Origin of the sequence: Streptomyces sp. NPDC053542 (assembly GCF_044544685.1) — a bacterium.
Lineage (GTDB): Bacteria > Actinomycetota > Actinomycetes > Streptomycetales > Streptomycetaceae > Streptomyces.
This window is the reverse complement of sequence record NZ_JBITXL010000003.1, coordinates 635,901-651,496: the sequence shown is the minus strand read 5'-3', so window position 1 is coordinate 651,496 and position 15,596 is coordinate 635,901. Positions and strand designations below refer to the sequence as shown.

Annotated in this window: 17 protein-coding genes; 11 read left to right on the top strand and 6 right to left on the bottom strand. The window is 73.0% G+C overall.

The genetic code is table 11. The annotated features are described in order from the left end of the window. On the bottom strand, positions 1–1,008 hold the full coding sequence (locus tag ACIGXO_RS10805; protein ID WP_399783334.1) for a GNAT family N-acetyltransferase: 1,008 nt from the start codon (positions 1,006–1,008) through the stop codon (positions 1–3). A gap of 141 nt (positions 1,009–1,149) precedes the next feature. Between ACIGXO_RS10805 and fdxA the strand changes: the two genes are divergently transcribed. Continuing rightward, the gene (fdxA, locus tag ACIGXO_RS10800; RefSeq protein WP_030264070.1) at positions 1,150–1,470 is read left to right on the top strand and encodes a ferredoxin; all 321 of its coding nucleotides are present in this window, start codon (positions 1,150–1,152) and stop codon (positions 1,468–1,470) included. 91 nt (positions 1,471–1,561) lie between these two features. Next, positions 1,562–2,659 (top strand): succinyldiaminopimelate transaminase, encoded by a 1,098-nt coding sequence (dapC, locus tag ACIGXO_RS10795; protein WP_399783332.1) that lies wholly within the window; start codon positions 1,562–1,564, stop codon positions 2,657–2,659. A gap of 73 nt (positions 2,660–2,732) precedes the next feature. Here the strand turns inward: dapC and ACIGXO_RS10790 are convergent, their stop codons facing one another. After that, the gene (locus tag ACIGXO_RS10790; protein ID WP_399783329.1) at positions 2,733–3,248 is read right to left on the bottom strand and encodes an ATP-binding protein; all 516 of its coding nucleotides are present in this window, start codon (positions 3,246–3,248) and stop codon (positions 2,733–2,735) included. A 323-nt stretch (positions 3,249–3,571) separates the two neighbouring features. Next, the gene (locus tag ACIGXO_RS10785; protein ID WP_399783326.1) at positions 3,572–4,492 is read right to left on the bottom strand and encodes a heavy metal transporter; all 921 of its coding nucleotides are present in this window, start codon (positions 4,490–4,492) and stop codon (positions 3,572–3,574) included. Between the two features lie 104 nt (positions 4,493–4,596). On the opposite strand from ACIGXO_RS10785, the gene dapE reads away from it, so the two are divergent. Both dapE and ACIGXO_RS10775 read left to right on the top strand, forming a co-directional pair. After that, positions 4,597–5,688 carry a succinyl-diaminopimelate desuccinylase gene (gene dapE, locus ACIGXO_RS10780; protein WP_399783324.1) on the top strand — a complete coding sequence of 364 codons (1,092 nt, stop codon included), beginning with the start codon at positions 4,597–4,599 and terminating at the stop codon, positions 5,686–5,688. A 207-nt stretch (positions 5,689–5,895) separates the two neighbouring features. Further along, positions 5,896–6,675 carry a TIGR00730 family Rossman fold protein gene (locus ACIGXO_RS10775; protein ID WP_399783321.1) on the top strand — a complete coding sequence of 260 codons (780 nt, stop codon included), beginning with the start codon at positions 5,896–5,898 and terminating at the stop codon, positions 6,673–6,675. Positions 6,676–6,766: 91 nt separating this feature from the next. Here ACIGXO_RS10775 and folP read toward each other — a convergent pair whose 3' ends face one another. Continuing rightward, positions 6,767–7,627, bottom strand: coding sequence for a dihydropteroate synthase (gene folP / locus ACIGXO_RS10770; protein ID WP_399783319.1), 861 nt, complete (start codon positions 7,625–7,627; stop codon positions 6,767–6,769). An 88-nt stretch (positions 7,628–7,715) separates the two neighbouring features. Here folP and ACIGXO_RS10765 point away from each other — a divergent pair, with 88 nt between their 5' ends. Continuing rightward, a complete protein-coding gene (locus ACIGXO_RS10765; protein WP_399783869.1) occupies positions 7,716–8,171 on the top strand; it encodes a DivIVA domain-containing protein in 456 nt (151 codons plus the stop codon). Further along, on the top strand, positions 8,168–8,779 hold the full coding sequence (locus tag ACIGXO_RS10760) for a DNA-3-methyladenine glycosylase I (RefSeq protein ID WP_399783316.1): 612 nt from the start codon (positions 8,168–8,170) through the stop codon (positions 8,777–8,779). Before ACIGXO_RS10765 ends, ACIGXO_RS10760 begins: the two co-directional genes overlap by 4 nt. A 38-nt stretch (positions 8,780–8,817) precedes the next feature. Here ACIGXO_RS10760 and ACIGXO_RS10755 read toward each other — a convergent pair whose 3' ends face one another. Further along, positions 8,818–9,618, bottom strand: a complete 801-nt coding sequence (locus ACIGXO_RS10755; protein ID WP_399783313.1) for an enoyl-CoA hydratase/isomerase family protein — start codon at positions 9,616–9,618, stop codon at positions 8,818–8,820. 329 nt (positions 9,619–9,947) lie between these two features. Here ACIGXO_RS10755 and ACIGXO_RS10750 point away from each other — a divergent pair, with 329 nt between their 5' ends. Beyond that, positions 9,948–10,115: a DUF3117 domain-containing protein gene (locus ACIGXO_RS10750; protein WP_103832883.1), complete on the top strand. Its 168-nt coding sequence runs from the start codon at positions 9,948–9,950 to the stop codon at positions 10,113–10,115. A gap of 230 nt (positions 10,116–10,345) precedes the next feature. On the opposite strand, the gene ACIGXO_RS10745 is transcribed toward ACIGXO_RS10750, so the two are convergent. Continuing rightward, entirely contained in the window at positions 10,346–11,029 is a 684-nt protein-coding gene (locus ACIGXO_RS10745) for an O-methyltransferase (RefSeq protein ID WP_030264093.1), read from the bottom strand. Positions 11,030–11,182: 153 nt separating this feature from the next. Between ACIGXO_RS10745 and sigE the strand changes: the two genes are divergently transcribed. The 4 genes from sigE (at position 11,183) to ACIGXO_RS10725 (ending at position 15,508) form a co-directional block, all read left to right on the top strand. Then, on the top strand, positions 11,183–11,959 hold the full coding sequence (gene sigE, locus ACIGXO_RS10740; protein ID WP_399783309.1) for an RNA polymerase sigma factor SigE: 777 nt from the start codon (positions 11,183–11,185) through the stop codon (positions 11,957–11,959). Beyond that, positions 11,956–13,098 carry a zf-HC2 domain-containing protein gene (locus ACIGXO_RS10735; RefSeq protein WP_399783306.1) on the top strand — a complete coding sequence of 381 codons (1,143 nt, stop codon included), beginning with the start codon at positions 11,956–11,958 and terminating at the stop codon, positions 13,096–13,098. The genes sigE and ACIGXO_RS10735 overlap by 4 nt, the downstream gene beginning before the upstream one ends. A 193-nt stretch (positions 13,099–13,291) precedes the next feature. Further along, the gene (locus ACIGXO_RS10730) at positions 13,292–14,839 is read left to right on the top strand and encodes a S1C family serine protease (RefSeq protein ID WP_399783303.1); all 1,548 of its coding nucleotides are present in this window, start codon (positions 13,292–13,294) and stop codon (positions 14,837–14,839) included. Positions 14,840–15,046: 207 nt separating this feature from the next. Then, positions 15,047–15,508, top strand: coding sequence for a sec-independent translocase (locus tag ACIGXO_RS10725; protein WP_399783300.1), 462 nt, complete (start codon positions 15,047–15,049; stop codon positions 15,506–15,508). The last annotated feature ends 88 nt before the right edge of the window (positions 15,509–15,596 follow it).

Below are 15,596 nucleotides of genomic sequence, written 5' to 3'. Positions count from 1 at the left end.
TCAGCGGGGGCCGTCCTGCGGGGCGCGCCGGTAGTGGTAGTGATGATGATCGGTGAAGCCGAGGCCGTCGTACAGCGCCCGGGCCCCCGCGTTGTCCGCCTCGACCTGCAGATACGCCGCCGAGGCGCCCTCCTCCAGGGCCCGCTCGGCGAGCGCGGCCATCACCAGCGTGGCCAGTCCCTGCCGGCGGTGCGCCGGGGCGACCTCCACGGCGGCGAAGCCCGCCCAGCGGCCGTCGACAACGACCCGCCCGATGGCGGCGGGCCCGTCCTCGCCCGGCACCGTCGCGAACCACACCGAAGGCCCGCCGGTCAGCACCTCGACCGCCTCGGGCGGCGCGTCGGCGCTCCGGTTGTAGACCGTCATCCAGCCGCCGTCCGGCTTCCGGGAGAGCCGTACCCGGCCGGTGTCCGCCTCGGTGTCGGCCAGCGGGGCGAGCGCTCCGACGCGTACGACGGTGGGCGCTTCGGCCGTCCAGCCGTGCCGCTCCAGCTCGGCGGCGAGCAGCTCGTCACCGTCGGCCGCGCCGGTGGACACGACGACGTACGGGGGCAGGCCGCGCGCGGCGTACCAGGCGCGGACACGGTCCAGGGCGGCGTCCAGGGGGAGGCCGGGGTCACCGGCCGGCAGCGCGGAATTCGCCCGCCTGGTGAATCCGGCGGCAGCCCTGAGCGTCCACTCCCCGAGCCGCTCCGTCTCGACAGCCGGCCACCCGCGCGCGGCGACCTCCGTGAGCTCCCGCACGCTCGTCGCGGGGCCTCTCCGGCGGGCCGGTGCGGCGGGGACCACCTTGCCCGCGACCAGCGCGCTCTCCATGATCCGCACCTCCTCGCCGGTCCGCCGTGTGATGCTCAGCACACCATCGTCCCACGATGTGAGAACGCCGACCGTGTCGGTGAATCGCTCCGTGGACGCGCCGGGCTCGGCGCGCCTGCGTACCGATACCCTTTTCCCCACGTCAGCAGGGGTGATGGCGACCTCCAGTCGTCCGCCCGTGGTGAATTCCACAGCTGTGCCCGCCCCTCTTGTTCGTCTCGTGCCCGGGACCGGAGATACTAGGTGCGGGCATCGACGACGCCGCGCTCCCGCGCGCCCTGAGGCGGCCGCCCCAAAGACGGTCCGCCGGCCCTAACGAGGAGGAACGACAGCGTGACCTACGTCATCGCGCAGCCTTGTGTCGACGTCAAGGACAAGGCGTGCATCGAGGAGTGCCCGGTCGACTGCATCTACGAGGGCTCCCGGTCCTTGTACATCCACCCGGACGAATGCGTCGACTGTGGCGCCTGTGAGCCGGTCTGCCCGGTCGAGGCCATCTTCTACGAAGATGACACCCCGGAGGAGTGGAAGGACTACTACAAGGCGAACGTCGAGTTCTTCGACGAGCTGGGTTCGCCCGGTGGTGCGTCGAAGCTGGGCCTGATCGAGAAGGACCACCCCTTCATCGCCGCGCTGCCGCCGCAGAACCAGTAAGCGGCAGGCCACAGCGCCGCTCCGGTCCCGTACGGCCTGCACCGCCGTACGGGACCGAGCCGTTCCCCGACACGTACGAAAGAAGAGCAACGTGGGCGCAGTATCCGCACGCCTCCCCGTCTTTCCCTGGGACCGGCTGGAGCCCTACAAGGCGACGGCCGCCGCGCATGCCGACGGCATCGTGGACCTGTCCGTGGGGACCCCGGTCGACCCGGTGCCGCCGCTGATCCAGAAGGCGCTCGCGGACGCCTCGGACAGCCCGGGCTATCCGACCGTGTGGGGCACGCCGGCGCTGCGCGACGCGCTCACCGGGTGGGCGGGCCGCCGCCTCGGCGCCACCGGCCTCACCCACGAGAACGTGCTCCCCGTCGTCGGCTCCAAGGAGCTGGTGGCCTGGCTCCCCACCCAGCTCGGCCTGGGCGCCGGCGACAAGGTCGCCTACCCGCGCCTGGCGTACCCGACGTACGAGGTCGGCGCGCGGCTGGCGGGCGCCGAGCCGGTCGTCTACGACGACCCTACGGAGCTGGACCCGGCCGGCCTGAAGCTGCTGTGGCTCAACTCCCCGTCCAACCCGACCGGGCGGGTGCTGAGCGCCGACGAGCTGCGCCGCACGGTCGCCTGGGCCCGCGAGCACGGCGTACTGATCTTCAGCGACGAGTGCTACCTGGAGCTGGGCTGGGAGGCCGACCCGGTCTCCGTGCTGCACCCGGAGGTCAACGGCGGATCGTACGACGGCCTCGTCGCCGTGCACTCGCTCTCCAAGCGCTCCAACCTGGCGGGCTACCGCGCGGCCTTCCTGGCCGGTGACGCCGCGGTCCTCGGCGAGCTGCTGCAGATCCGCAAGCACGGCGGCATGATGGTCGCGGCGCCCGTGCAGGCGGCCACGATCGCGGCGCTGGGCGACACCGAGCACGTCGCCGAGCAGCGCGAGCGCTACGCCCGCCGCCGTACCGCGCTGCGCGCCGCCTTCGAGGCCGCGGGCTTCCGCATCGAGCACAGCGAGGCGTCGCTGTACCTCTGGGCGACCCGCGACGAGCCCTGCTGGGACACCGTCGGCGACCTCTCCAAGCGCGGCATCCTCGTCGCGCCGGGCGACTTCTACGGCCCGGCGGGGGAGCGGTTCGTACGGATCGCGTTCACGGCCACCGACGAGCGGGTGGACGCGGCGGTCCGCCGGCTCGCCGAGTAACGCATCGGTCATGCGTGAGGGGCCCCGGGAGCAGCTGCTCCCGGGGCCCCTCACGCATGTATAAGCGGGGCTGTCAGCCGCCCAGGCCGCCCAGGCCGCCGAGCAGGCTTCCGACCGGCAGGCCGCCCAGGCTGTCGGTCGGCAGGCCCTTGGCCAGCGGCAGCTGCCCGAGCAGCTCGCCCGTGGGCAGCTGCTCCGCGAGCGGCAGGTCCTTGGTGAGTCCCTCGGTGGGCAGCGACCGGGTGGTGTCGCCGACGGCGTCCTTGGTGTCGCCCGTGACGTGACCGGTGGTCTTCTTCGCGGTGGGGTTGAGCTTGCGCAGCGTCTCGTTGCCGGTGCGGCCGGCCTCCGGGACGGCCTCCTTCACGGCCTCACCGGCGACCGGGCCGGCCACGGCGCTGGTGTTCTCCAGGGCGTTGCCGGCGGTCTCGGTGACGCTCGACGGGTCCACCTTGGTCAGTCCACCCAGGTCGGCGGCCTTGGGCAGGTCCACGGCGCTCGCGGAGCCGGCGGCGCCGACCACGGGAGCTGCGCCCGCTGCGACCAGCAGCGCGGCCCGGGCGATCCGACGCGTAAGGGGGAGGGACATGGTGCTCCTTTGACGGAGAGGGACTTGTTCTTCTGTGCGGACGTGCGGTGTCCGCCGGGCGGCGGCAGTCGACTGCCGGGCGGACGCAGTGAATACCGCGCCAGAGCCCCGAAGGTTGCGGTGCGCCCCGGTAAAGAATTGGTAACGCATCGCATTATCTGTTTCGGATGAAAGTGGGTGAAATTCGTACGTCCGGCGGAGGTGAAAGAACGTCACACCTCTGCTGCCCCAAGGAAGTTGCCGGTCAGTGGCAGGAGTGAGGAAAACGCCGGGAATTGTCGACCTGGATTGACGACATTCCCACTGTCGAGGGAATACCCGGACTACTGCGCGGTGGTGATCCGAACAGCTGTCGGCGAAGTGTCACCGGAATCGCCGGACACCTTCTGCCAGCCATTCCCGGAATCCGCGGCGGTCCACCGGCGATCGCCGTAAGAGATGCGTTCGATGCGCAACTCCGACGCGTGCGCCACCGCCCAGGCGGCCAGCTGCCAGCCGCGCTGCCGCGCCGTCGTGCCCGCGCCGTCCGTCACCGGCACCGTGAGCGTCCGGCCGGCCGCCGCCCGGTCGGCCGTGACGGCGCGCGGCAGCACCTCGGGCCCGAACTCCCGCACCAGCTTCTCGCGCACCTGCGCGGTGCCGCCCGGCGCGTCCTCGGCGGGCCGGCTCTCCGCGCAGCTCAGCGCGGCAGGCACGCGCCCGGTCAGCGCGCCGGTCAGCAGCGCCGCGTTCGCCTCGTGCTTGGCGTACGCCTGCGGGAACCCGCTGCGCTGCACCTTCTGCGCCGCGACCGTCAGCGGCAGCCGGGAGTACCCGGGGACCTGCACCAGGTGCTTGTAGAACTCCCCGGCCGCGTAGACCGGGTCCATGATCTCCTCGGCCGTGCCCCAGTCCTGGGAGGGCCGCTGCTGGAAGAGGCCGACCGAGTCCCGGTCGCCGTACTCGATGTTGCGCAGCCCCGACTCCTGCATGGCCGTCGCGAGCGCGATCGTCACCGCGCGCTCGGGCAGTCCCCGCGAGGCGCCCACCGCGGAGATCGTCGCGGCGTTCGCCGCCTGCTCCGGGGAGAGCTCGTACGGCTCGCCGCCGCCCTCCGGCTGCACCGTGCAGCGCGGCGCACCGGGTCCGCCGGTCACGTACTGGAAGGCGAGGTAGCCCGCGAGGCCGAGCAGCACGACGAAGGCCGCGAACACACGTATGAGTCGCTTGCGGCGGACGGGGGCACGCTGGGGACGGCGAAGCACGCGCCATACGGTACTGGAGCGCACCGGCGGCCCCCCTGCGGACCTCCGGGAACGCAGGGCCACGCGCAACAGGGACGCAACCGGCGGCGGGTAGGGTCGGGGCCATGGAACGCCCCGCGCAGACCCCCGTACTCGACCTTTCGCTCGACGCCGCGCAGCTGACCGCGGCGCTGGTGGACGTGCCGTCCGTCAGCCGGGACGAGAAAGTCCTCGCGGACGCCGTCGAGACCGCTCTGCGCGCGCTCCCGCACCTGACCGTGGACCGCGACGGCGACACCGTCGTCGCCCGCACGAACCTCGGCCGCGCCGAGCGGGTCGTGCTCGCCGGCCACCTCGACACCGTGCCGATCGCGGACAACGTGCCCTCCCGGCTGGACGAGAACGGCGTCCTGTGGGGCTGCGGCACCTCCGACATGAAGTCCGGCGTCGCCGTCCAGCTGCGCGTCGCCGCCACGGTGCCCGAGCCCAACCGCGACCTCACCTTCGTGTTCTACGAGGCCGAGGAGATCGCCGCCGAGCACAACGGCCTGAAGCGGATCGCCGAGCAGCACCCGGACTGGCTGGCGGGCGACTTCGCCGTCCTGCTGGAGCCGTCCAGCAATCAGGTGGAGGGCGGCTGCCAGGGCACCCTGCGGGTCCTGCTGCGCACCGCGGGCGAGCGGGCCCACTCCGCGCGCTCCTGGATGGGCTCCAACGCCATCCACGCCGCGGCCCCGATCCTGGAGCGGCTGGCCGCGTACGAGCCGCGCCGCGCCGTCATCGACGGCCTGGAGTACCGCGAGGGGCTGAACGCCGTCCGTATCGAGGGCGGTGTCGCGGGCAACGTCATCCCGGACGCGTGCACGGTCACGGTCAACTTCCGTTACGCGCCCGACCGCAGCGGCGAGGAGGCCCTCGCCCACGTGCGCGAGGTCTTCGCGGACTGCGACATCGTCGAGTGGGTCGTCGACGACCACTCGACCGCGGCGCTGCCCGGCCTCTCGCACCCCGCCGCCAAGGCGTTCATCGAGGCGGTGGGCGGTACCCCGATGCCCAAGTTCGGCTGGACGGACGTCTCCCGCTTCTCCGCGCTCGGCGTCCCGGCGGTCAACTACGGCCCGGGCAACGCCCTGCTCGCGCACAAGCGGGACGAGCACGTCGTCGCCGCCGACGTGATCCGGTGCGAGGAGCGGCTGCGGGCCTGGCTGGAGGGCTGAGCGGCGCCCTGCGGCCCGGAAATGTGGTGACCGGGGTTCCGGTGATCTCCGGTGGTCTGCGCGGGTAGAGGTTCACTGGAGCGCCGTGCGGCGGCCGGGGGGACCGGCAGACCGAATTCCGCCGCTCGTCACCTTTGTGCACATACGCTTTACCGGCAACGATCTGTCTTCCGCCCCAGGCGGGAGACCCTGCGGAGGGAGCACACCATGGCCGATCCTGAGGCAGCCGAGCGCGAGACCCTGGCAGCCGAGCGCGATCAGCAGCGGCTCGGCCCGGTACTGCGCCGCCGCGACCAGGTGCGTCCCGGAACCACCGACCAGCGGCTGCTGGACTCCGAAGGCCCCTCCGAGTGGGTGCACACCGACCCCTGGCGCGTGATGCGCATCCAGTCGGAGTTCGTCGAGGGCTTCGGCGCCCTCGCCGAACTGGGCCCGGCGATCAGCGTCTTCGGCTCGGCCCGCACGCCCCGCGAGTCGCCCGAGTACGAAGCGGGCGTCGGCCTGGGCCGGGCGCTGGTGGAGGCCGGCTTCTCGGTCATCACCGGCGGCGGCCCCGGTGCCATGGAGGCCGCCAACAAGGGCGCGCACGAGGCCGGCGGCACGTCCGTCGGGCTCGGCATCGAGCTGCCCTTCGAGCAAGGCATGAACGAGTACGTCAATCTCGGCGTGGACTTCCGGTACTTCTTCGTGCGCAAGACCTGTTTCGTGAAGTACGCGCGCGGCTTCGTCGTCCTGCCCGGCGGCCTCGGCACGCTGGACGAGCTCTTCGAAGCGCTGACCCTCGTGCAGACCCGTAAGGTCACGCGCTTCCCCATCGTGCTCTTCGGCACGGAGTACTGGGGCGGCCTGGTGGACTGGCTGCGGGGCACCCTCATCGACCAGGGCAAGGCGTCCCTGCGCGACCTGGATCTCTTCCACCTCAGCGACGACGTGGACGAGGCGGTCGCGCTGGTCACGAAGGAAGTGGGGCCGGGGCCCTCCCGGTGAGCCGGGCCTCCCGGTGAGGCGTGGCGCGGCCCCCGGCTCTCCGGGGGCCGCGGCCCGTCCCGGGCCGGTCAGCTCTCGGGCCGGTCCGTTCTCAGGCCAGTCCGCGGCGGGTCGCCGCCGGGGGTCGGTGGCCCGCGATGGAGGCCACCATGTCCAGTACCTGCTTCGTCTCGGCGACCTCGTGGACGCGGTAGACCCGGGCGCCCAGCCACGCCGAGACCGCGGTCGTGGCCAGGGTGCCCAGCACCCGCTCCTTGACCGGCTTGTCCAGCGTCTCGCCGACGAAGTCCTTGTTGGACAGCGAGACCAGCACCGGCCACCCGGTGTCCGTCATCTCGCCGAGCCGGCGCGTGGCCTCCAGGCTGTGCCGGGTGTTCTTCCCGAAGTCGTGCCCCGGGTCGATCATGATCCCGTCGCGCCGTACGCCCAGCTCCACGGCGCGCTCCGCGAGCCCGAGCGTGACCTTCAGGATGTCGGCCATCACGTCCTCGTACGTGGTCCGGTGCGGCCGCGTACGCGGCTCGACGCCGCCCGCGTGCGTGCACACCAGGCCCGCGCCGTACCGGGCCGCGATCTCGGCGAGCTTCGGGTCCACGCCGCCCCAGGCGTCGTTGAGCAGGTCGGCGCCGGCCTCGCAGACCGCCTCGCCGACCTCGTGCCGCCAGGTGTCCACGCTGATCACCACGTCGGGGTGGCGCTTGCGGACCTCGGCGACGAAGCCGACCGTGCGCCGCGCCTCCTCCTCGGCGGTGACCTCCTCACCCGGGCCGGCCTTGACCCCGCCGATGTCGATGATCGCCGCGCCCTCCGCGACCGCCTGCTCCACCCGGGCGAGCGCCGGCTCGTCCCGGAACGTGGCGCCCCGGTCGTAGAAGGAGTCCGGCGTACGGTTCACGATCGCCATGATCACCGGCTCGTGCGCGCCGAACTCGCGATTCCCCAGCCGCAGCATTTTCCCTACTCCCTGATGGTCGTCCGCCAGTGACCCTAACTGTCAGAGGCACATGGCACGATCAATGGACGACGGAGAGCGTGGGGAGATGGTCGTGTTCTGGTTCTTGCTCATCGCGTTGGTCGCGGTGGTCGCCGTGGTCACGCTCGCCGTGATCGGTGGCGGTGACGGCGGCGCGCTGCGGGAGGCCGAGCCCGAGCGGCTGCACGATCCGCTGCCCGCCGACCGCCCCTGCACCCGCGCCGATGTGGAGGAGGTACGGCTGCCGCCCGCGCTGCGCGGTTACCGCATGACGGACGTGGACGACGTGCTGGACCGCCTCGGCGCCGAGCTGGCCGAGCGGGACGCCCGGATCGCCGAGCTGGAGGCGGCCCTCGCGGGGGCGCGCGCGGCGACGATGGGCGAGCGGGGCCCGGTGGCGGACGCGCGCCCGACGGCGCCGGGGGAGGGCGCCGATCTGCGCAAGCCCGGCGGGATACAGGAGCCGGACATACAGGACCCGGCCGACCCGCGCGAGACCCCCGAGGGCGGTGCGAGCGCATGAGCGGCGTCCTGAGCGAGCCGGACGGCGTGCCGCGCTGCCCCTGGGGCATGGCGGCCGAGTCGATGGCGGACTACCGCAGGTATCACGACACCGAGTGGGGCCGCCCGGTCCACGGGGACGACGCGCTGTTCGAGCGGATGTCCCTGGAGGCGTTCCAGTCGGGCCTGTCCTGGATCACGATCCTGCGCCGCCGGGAGGGCTTCCGCGCCGCCTTCGCGGGCTTCCGGATCGCCGAGGTCGCGCGGTTCACGGAGGCGGACGCCGAGCGGCTGCTCGCCGACCCGGGCATCATCCGCAACCGCCTCAAGATCGCCGCCACGCTCGCCAACGCCCGGGTCGCCGCGCAGCTGGCGCCCGGCGAGCTGGATGCCCTGATCTGGTCGTACGCCCCGGACCGCGCGGCCCGTCCGGCGCCCCGCAGCACCGCCGACGTCCCGCCGGTCACCCCCGAGTCGACCGCGCTCGCCAAGGACCTCAAGAAGCGCGGCTTCCGCTTCGTCGGCCCGACCACGGCGTACGCGATGATGCAGGCGTGCGGGCTGGTCAACGACCACCTGGCCGACTGCCACGCCCGCGCGGCGACGGAGGCGGCGCAGACGGCGGCGTAGGCCCCGTGCGGGGCCCGCGAGGCCCCGCACCGCGGGGGTCAGCGCCCGACGAACTTCGGCTTCTCCTTCTTCACGAACGCCTCCACCGCGATCACGTGGTCCTCCGAGGCGCCGGCCCGCGTCTGCAGCTCGTCCTCCTTGGCGAGCGTCTCGGTCAGCGAGTGATCGGTGCCGTACGCCAGCGACTCCTTGATCGCGGCGTACGCGGCGGTCGGGCCCTGCGCCAGCCGCAGCGCGAGCGCGCGGGCCTCCGAGGCCAGCTCCGCCGCCGGTACGACCTTGTTCGCGATGCCCAGCTCGTACGCCTCCTGGGCGCTGATGCTGCGCGGAAAGAGCAGCAGGTCGGCGGCGCGGCCGTGGCCGATGAGCCGCGGCAGCGTCCAGGACATGCCGGAGTCGGCGGTCAGCGCGACGCCCGCGAAGGAGGTGTTGAAGGAGGCGGTATCGGCGACGAGGCGGTAGTCGGCGGCCATCGCGAAGCCCGCGCCGGCCCCGGCCGCGACCCCGTTCACCGCCGCGACCACCGGCTTCGCCATGCCGGTGAGCGTCTCGACGATGGGGTTGTAGTGCTCGCGCACGGTGCTCAGCGCATTGCCCTCACCGCTCTCGCGGGTCTCGGCCAGCAGCCCGATGTGCTCCTTGAGGTCCTGCCCGACGCAGAAGGCGCGCCCGGTGGCGGTCAACAGGACCGCCCGCACGGCCGGGTCGGCGGCGGCCTCGCGCGCGACGTCACGGAGGGCGACCTTGGTCTCCGTGTCGAGCGCGTTCATCGCATCGGGGCGGTTGAGCGTGATCGTGGCAACGCCCTCGGTGACGTCGTAGAGCACGGTGTCGGCCATGGTGGGATCCCCTCCGTCGCGGCTCGGACTGCGGGAACGAGTACAGCCCGGCGATCAGAATGCCGGAGATCATCGGCGCTGTCGTGTGACGTACATCAAAGAAAGGCAGGGCGGCGCGTAGTGGCAGGTGGCGCAGTATCGCAGGTGACTCCCCGAATTGGGTGGTTTTGCGAATGTACGTTGCCGAAGGGATGCCCGCTGATGTTGGTCATCGGGTCCTGCGATGCGGGATAATGACATGGAAGCAATGTGTTCGATGCCGGTGACGCGTGCCCCTCTCCAGAGGGCCGTCGGCTGACGATGAGCTGGTTTCAGGAAGGGGAACGAGCATGGCGGCCATGAAGCCGCGAACGGGTGACGGCCCGCTCGAGGTGACCAAGGAGGGGCGGGGCATCGTCATGCGCGTTCCGCTCGAAGGCGGCGGTCGGCTCGTCGTCGAGCTGACTCCGGACGAAGCCAAGGCTCTCGGCGAGGCTCTCGACAAGGTCAGCGTCTGACGCAGGCGGAGCCTCACTGAATGTCCGGCCCCGGTGGGCGGCGTGTACGCGATACGCGCCCGGCCCCGGGGCCGTGTCGTACCCCGGGCGTAGCGGCCGGACCCGGAAATACGCGCCCGTGCGTACACATGTGGACGTACGGGGGATCGGTCCCGGCGTACGCGTTCTCGCCCCAGGCACCCTACGCACCCCTACTCACCCGCTGCGCAGGGGCCCCGGTGCGCGTACCCTCAGCCGCGCTTGACCGCGCACAGCAGGCCGTCGCCCACCGGCAGCAGCGACGGTACGAGGTGCACGCTCTCGCGGATGGACCGCAGCAGTTCCCGCAGCCGCTGTATTTCCGCAGGCTGTTCGCCGGAGTCGACGGTCCGGCCGTCGGCGAAGACGCCCTCGAAGCAGACCACCCCGCCGGGGCGCAGCAGGCGCAACGATTCAGCGAGGTACTCGGCGTACTCCATCCGGTCGCCGTCGCAGAAGACCAGGTCATAGCCGCCGTCGGCGAGCCGCGGCAGGACCTCCAGGGCCCCGCCGGGGATGAAGCGGGCGCGGTTGCCGGCGAAACCGGCGGCGCGGAACGCCTGCCGGGCGAACTGCTGCCGCTCCGGCTCCAGGTCGACGGTGGTCAGGACGCCGTCGGGGCGCATGCCGTGCAGGAGGTAGATGCCGGAGACGCCGGTACCGGTGCCGATCTCCGCGACGGCCTTGGCGTCCGCGGTCGCGGCGAGCAGGCTGAGGGCCGATCCGGTGCCGGTCGAGACCGTACGGATGCCGGCTTCCCGGGCCCGGTCGCGGGACCAGTGCAGGGCGGCGTCGGCCGTGTCGTCGATGGTCCCGGCGCCGTATGCCTCGGCGAATGCCAAGCTCGTCTGCCGGTTGCCGGTAATGGCCCTCTCCTGTCCCCGTAGTTGACGCAACCGTGACTGTATCCGCTGAGTGCGGGAACCCGCAGATGGGACCGGGCGTTGAAGGGGAACAGGGGGGATGCGCGGGTGAAGACGGAAGAGAACCACAAGCCGGACCAAATGCAGGTCAAAACTGCTTATCCGGAGCTAACGGGTGAGGTGGATATGGTAGGGGCTCTACTGGACACCACCAGAGCCACCAGGGGAGGTGCGGCTGCGGCGGGTGACCGAAGAACGCTCCGGCGTTTTCGAAGGTCGGCCGGCGAGCCGAAATCCGTGACCAACAATGCTGACCGTGCCCGCGCGAACGACTCCGCACCTACCGCGACCTTTGCCGCCGATGCGGAATCCCAGGCGTGGACTCCGCCCAGCTGGGAGGAGATCGTCAGCACCCACAGTGCGCGTGTGTACCGCCTCGCCTACCGCCTGACGGGAAACCAGCACGATGCCGAGGACCTCACCCAGGAGGTCTTCGTCCGCGTCTTCCGTTCGCTCTCGACGTACACCCCCGGTACGTTCGAGGGCTGGCTGCACCGCATCACGACCAACCTCTTCCTGGACATGGTCCGCCGCCGGCAGCGGATCCGCTTCGACGCGCTGGGCGACGACGCCGCCGAGCGGCTGCCCAGCCGCGAGGCCGGCCCTCAGCAGCAGTTCAACGACACCCACTTCGACGCCGACGTGCAGCAGGCGCTGGACACCCTCGCGCCCGAGTTCCGCGCCGCCGTCGTCCTGTGCGACATCGAGGGCCTGTCGTACGAGGAGATCGCCGCGACCCTCGGCGTGAAGCTCGGCACGGTCCGCAGCCGTATCCACCGCGGCCGCTCCCACCTGCGCAAGGCGCTCAAGCACCGCTCCCCGGCGGCGCGCGCCGAGGAGCGGGAGCGCGAGCAGCGGCAGCGCGCGTTCGCGCCCCTGACAGGGGAGGTCGGGATCGCGTGAGCGGCACCGGCGGTCAGTCCCCCGCTGAGCAGCATCTCGGCGACCGCCTCGCGGCTCTGGTCGACGGGGAGCTGGGGCACGATCAGCGTGAGCGGGTGCTCGCGCACCTCGCCACGTGCGGGAAGTGCAAGGCCGAGGCGGACGCCCAGCGGGAACTGAAGAACGTCTTCGCCGAAATGGCGCCGCCAGGGCCCTCCGACGGGCTGCTGGCCCGGCTCCAGGGGCTGCCCGGGGGTGATCCCGGCGCGCCCGCGGCCCGGCTCGGTGAGGGCGGCCTCGGGCGCGGCGGCTTCGGCCGGGGCGGCCTGGACGGTGGCGGCTTCGGCCGCGGCGGCTTGTCCTTCGGGTACGCGCCCTCGGGTGCGCACGCGGTCCCGGGGATGCTCCCGGAGCGGCCCGAGCGGGGCTTCCCGCAGCGGGCCGCCGAGCGCGGCTTCCCGGTGCACGGCCGCGGCGGCGCGCGGCCGGCTGCGGCCGCGGGTGCCGGTGCGGCCCCCGGCGTGGGCTCGCCCCGGCGGCGGTTCGCGTTCGCCGCGGCGGGCGCGGTCTCCCTGGCGGCCTTCGCGCTCAGCGGCGCGCTGCCGCTGGAGGCGGCGGTCGACCCGGCCGCGGGGCGTGGCGAGGGCGCGAACAGCCCGCTGACGGCCTCGTCGGCGGACGTGAGCAGTGCCGTGGGCGAGCGGCCGGGCGTGAAGCGCGGCTCCCGGGACCGGGACGCGCTGCTCGGGGTGTTGCAGGGCCGGGCCACGCCGGCCGCGGCGTCGGCGGAGTTCTACCCCGCGGCCGCCTCCCTCCCGGTCAGCTACGCGTCTCCCGGGGTCAGCGACCGCGGCGCGCGCCTGAGCCCGCTGATAGCCCCCGGCTCGTCCGGCGCCTCCGGGTCCGGTACGGCCTCCGGGCCCGGCGCGGACGCGGGCGCCGTCGCGGGGACGCCGGTGGGCGCCTCGCCCGGACTCCCCGGCACGGGGACCGGAGCCGGCAGGGGCACGGACGGCTCGGCGGGCCGGCCCGGCGGCGGCCCGCTGCCCTCGGCGCTCGCCTCCCCGGCCGCACCGGCCACGTCGTATCCGGCGGCGCCGCTGCCTCCCCTGGAGCCCAAGCGGCCGCTGCTGACCCGGAGCGCTTCGGCGGCGCCCTGATACCGGTTCTGACGCAGCGTCAGGGCCGGTGCCCGAGGGCCCCACGTCGGTCTCCGCCGTCGCAGGGCCCGGCAGCCACCGGGCCCTGCGCGCGCCGGCCGCGAACCTGGTTGAATCGCCGGGGGGCCGCATATCGCGCCATGAGCACGCCCAGGGGGCGCGGCCCCGCACGTGGGCGAATTGTGGGGAGAACATGAACGAGGGCACGGCCTCCGGGCCCCACCACGAGGACCGTTCCGATGCGGCCGCCGGCCGCGAGACCGAAGCGCCGCCGTCGCCGTCGTCGCCGCAGTCGTCGGCGTCCGGCGCTGAGCCCCCGCGCGAGCCCGCGCAGCCGCTGCATCCCGAGGACCCGTACGCCACGCCGCCGTACGGAGGCCCCGGCCCGTGGGCCCCGGCGCCGCCGGTGCAGCGCCCGGTGCCGACACCGCCCCAGGGCGTCACGCTCCCGGCCCCGCTGCCGCCCCCACCGGCCCCGCAGGCCGCTTCACAGCCACAGCCACAGCAGTACGCCCAGGCGCCCGCCCCCGAGGCCCCCGCGCCGGCCGTCCCCCACGCCCAACCGGGCGGCCCGTGGGAGCGGTACGACCCCTGGGCCGTCGGGTCCGGTGCGGGCGTACCGGTGCCCGGGGGACGCAAGCGCGGGCGCGGGCGGATCGTCCTGGGTGCCGTCCTGCTCGCACTGGTGGCGGGCGGCGTGGGCGGCGGCGTCGGCGCGTACATCGAGCGCGACGGCGGCGTCGGTGACGTCCGGCTGCCGCAGGTCTCCGGTGAGCAGACCGGCCGCGCCCCGGACAGCGTGGCGGGCATCGCGCATGCCGCGCTGCCCGGCGTCGTCACGCTGCACGTGCGCGGCGGCGGCGAGGAGGGCACCGGCACCGGCTTCGTACTGGACCGCCGGGGCCATCTCCTGACGAACAACCACGTCGTCGAGGCGGGCGGCGCGGACGGCGAGATATCCGTCACGTTCAGCGGCGGCGACACCGCCACCGGCCATGTGGTGGGCCGCGACAGTGGCTATGACCTCGCCGTCGTCAAGGTCGACGGCGTGAGCGGCCTCGAGCCGCTCACCCTCGGCAACTCCGACGACGTCCGCGTCGGCGACCCCGTGGTGGCGATAGGCGCGCCCTTCGACCTCGCCAACACCGTCACCGCCGGCATCATCAGCGCCAAGCAGCGCCCCATCACCGCGGGCGGCGACGGCAGCGACGTCAGTTACGTCGACGCGCTGCAGACGGACGCGCCGATCAACCCGGGCAACTCCGGCGGCCCGCTGGTCGACGGCCGGGCGCACGTCATCGGCATCAACAGCGCCATCCGCGCGGCCGGCAGCGGTGACAGCTTCGGCGGCGAGCAGGGCGGCAGCATAGGGCTGGGCTTCGCGATACCGATCAACCAGGGCAAGCGCGTCGCCGAAGAGCTGATCAACACCGGCCGGGCGACGCATCCCGTGATCGGCGTGACGCTGGACATGGGGTACTCGGGGGACGGCGCGCGGGTCAGCGCGAAGGGCCGGGGCGGCGGCGCGGCGGTCACGCCCGGCGGGCCGGGCGCGCGGGCCGGCATCAAGGCGGGCGACCTGATCACGGAGGTGGACGGCGGTCCCGTACACAGCGGCGAGGAGCTGATCGTCAAGATCCGCAGCCACCGCCCCGGAGACCGGCTGAAGCTCAGGGTCGAGCGGGACGGCAGTCCGCGCACGGTCGAGATCACCCTCGGCTCATCCACTGACCAGAGCTGACCGGTACCCGACCGCCATCGACCGCCATCGACCGGGCTGTCCGGGCGGCCGCCCGTCGGTCGCCGGCCCGGCGCGGCCGGGTGGCTCGATCGTTTGCACGGTGTTGGGGCGGGTGACTCCCGTTGGACAGCCGGCGCCAGGTACCGTGATAGTCGGCCTGGCCGGCAGGCCGCAGGATGGGCCGCGGACGGATCAAGGAGCTGCCAGGTGTTCTTCGACATAGGACCCCTCGAGCTGGTCGCGCTCGTGATCCTCGCGGTACTGATCTTCGGCCCGGACAAGCTGCCGAAGGTGATCCAGGACGTGACGGGATTCATCCGTAAGGTGCGGCAGTTCTCCGACAGCGCCAAGGAAGACATCCGCTCCGAGCTGGGCCCCGAGTTCAAGGACTTCGAGTTCGAGGACCTGAACCCGAAGAACTTCGTCCGCAAGCACGTCCTGGAGAAGGACGAGTACGGCCTCCAGGACATCCGCAACGGCTTCGACGTGAAGCAGGAGATGGCCGAGGTCACGGAAGCCGTCCGGGGGAACGGCGACGCCGGTGGCGGCGTCCGCCACAGCCTCACCAAGGACTCCCCGGACGCCGCGAGCGGCACGTCCGACCGGCTCACCAAGCGCGAAACGCCCGGCGTGCCGGACCGGCCGCCTTTCGACGCCGACGCCACCTGATACGTCCGTATGTCCGGCTGTGTTGACGCGTATGGCTATGCTCCCCGTGTCCGGGGTGAGGTCGCCTGAGGGGGGCGGGCCGCCCACG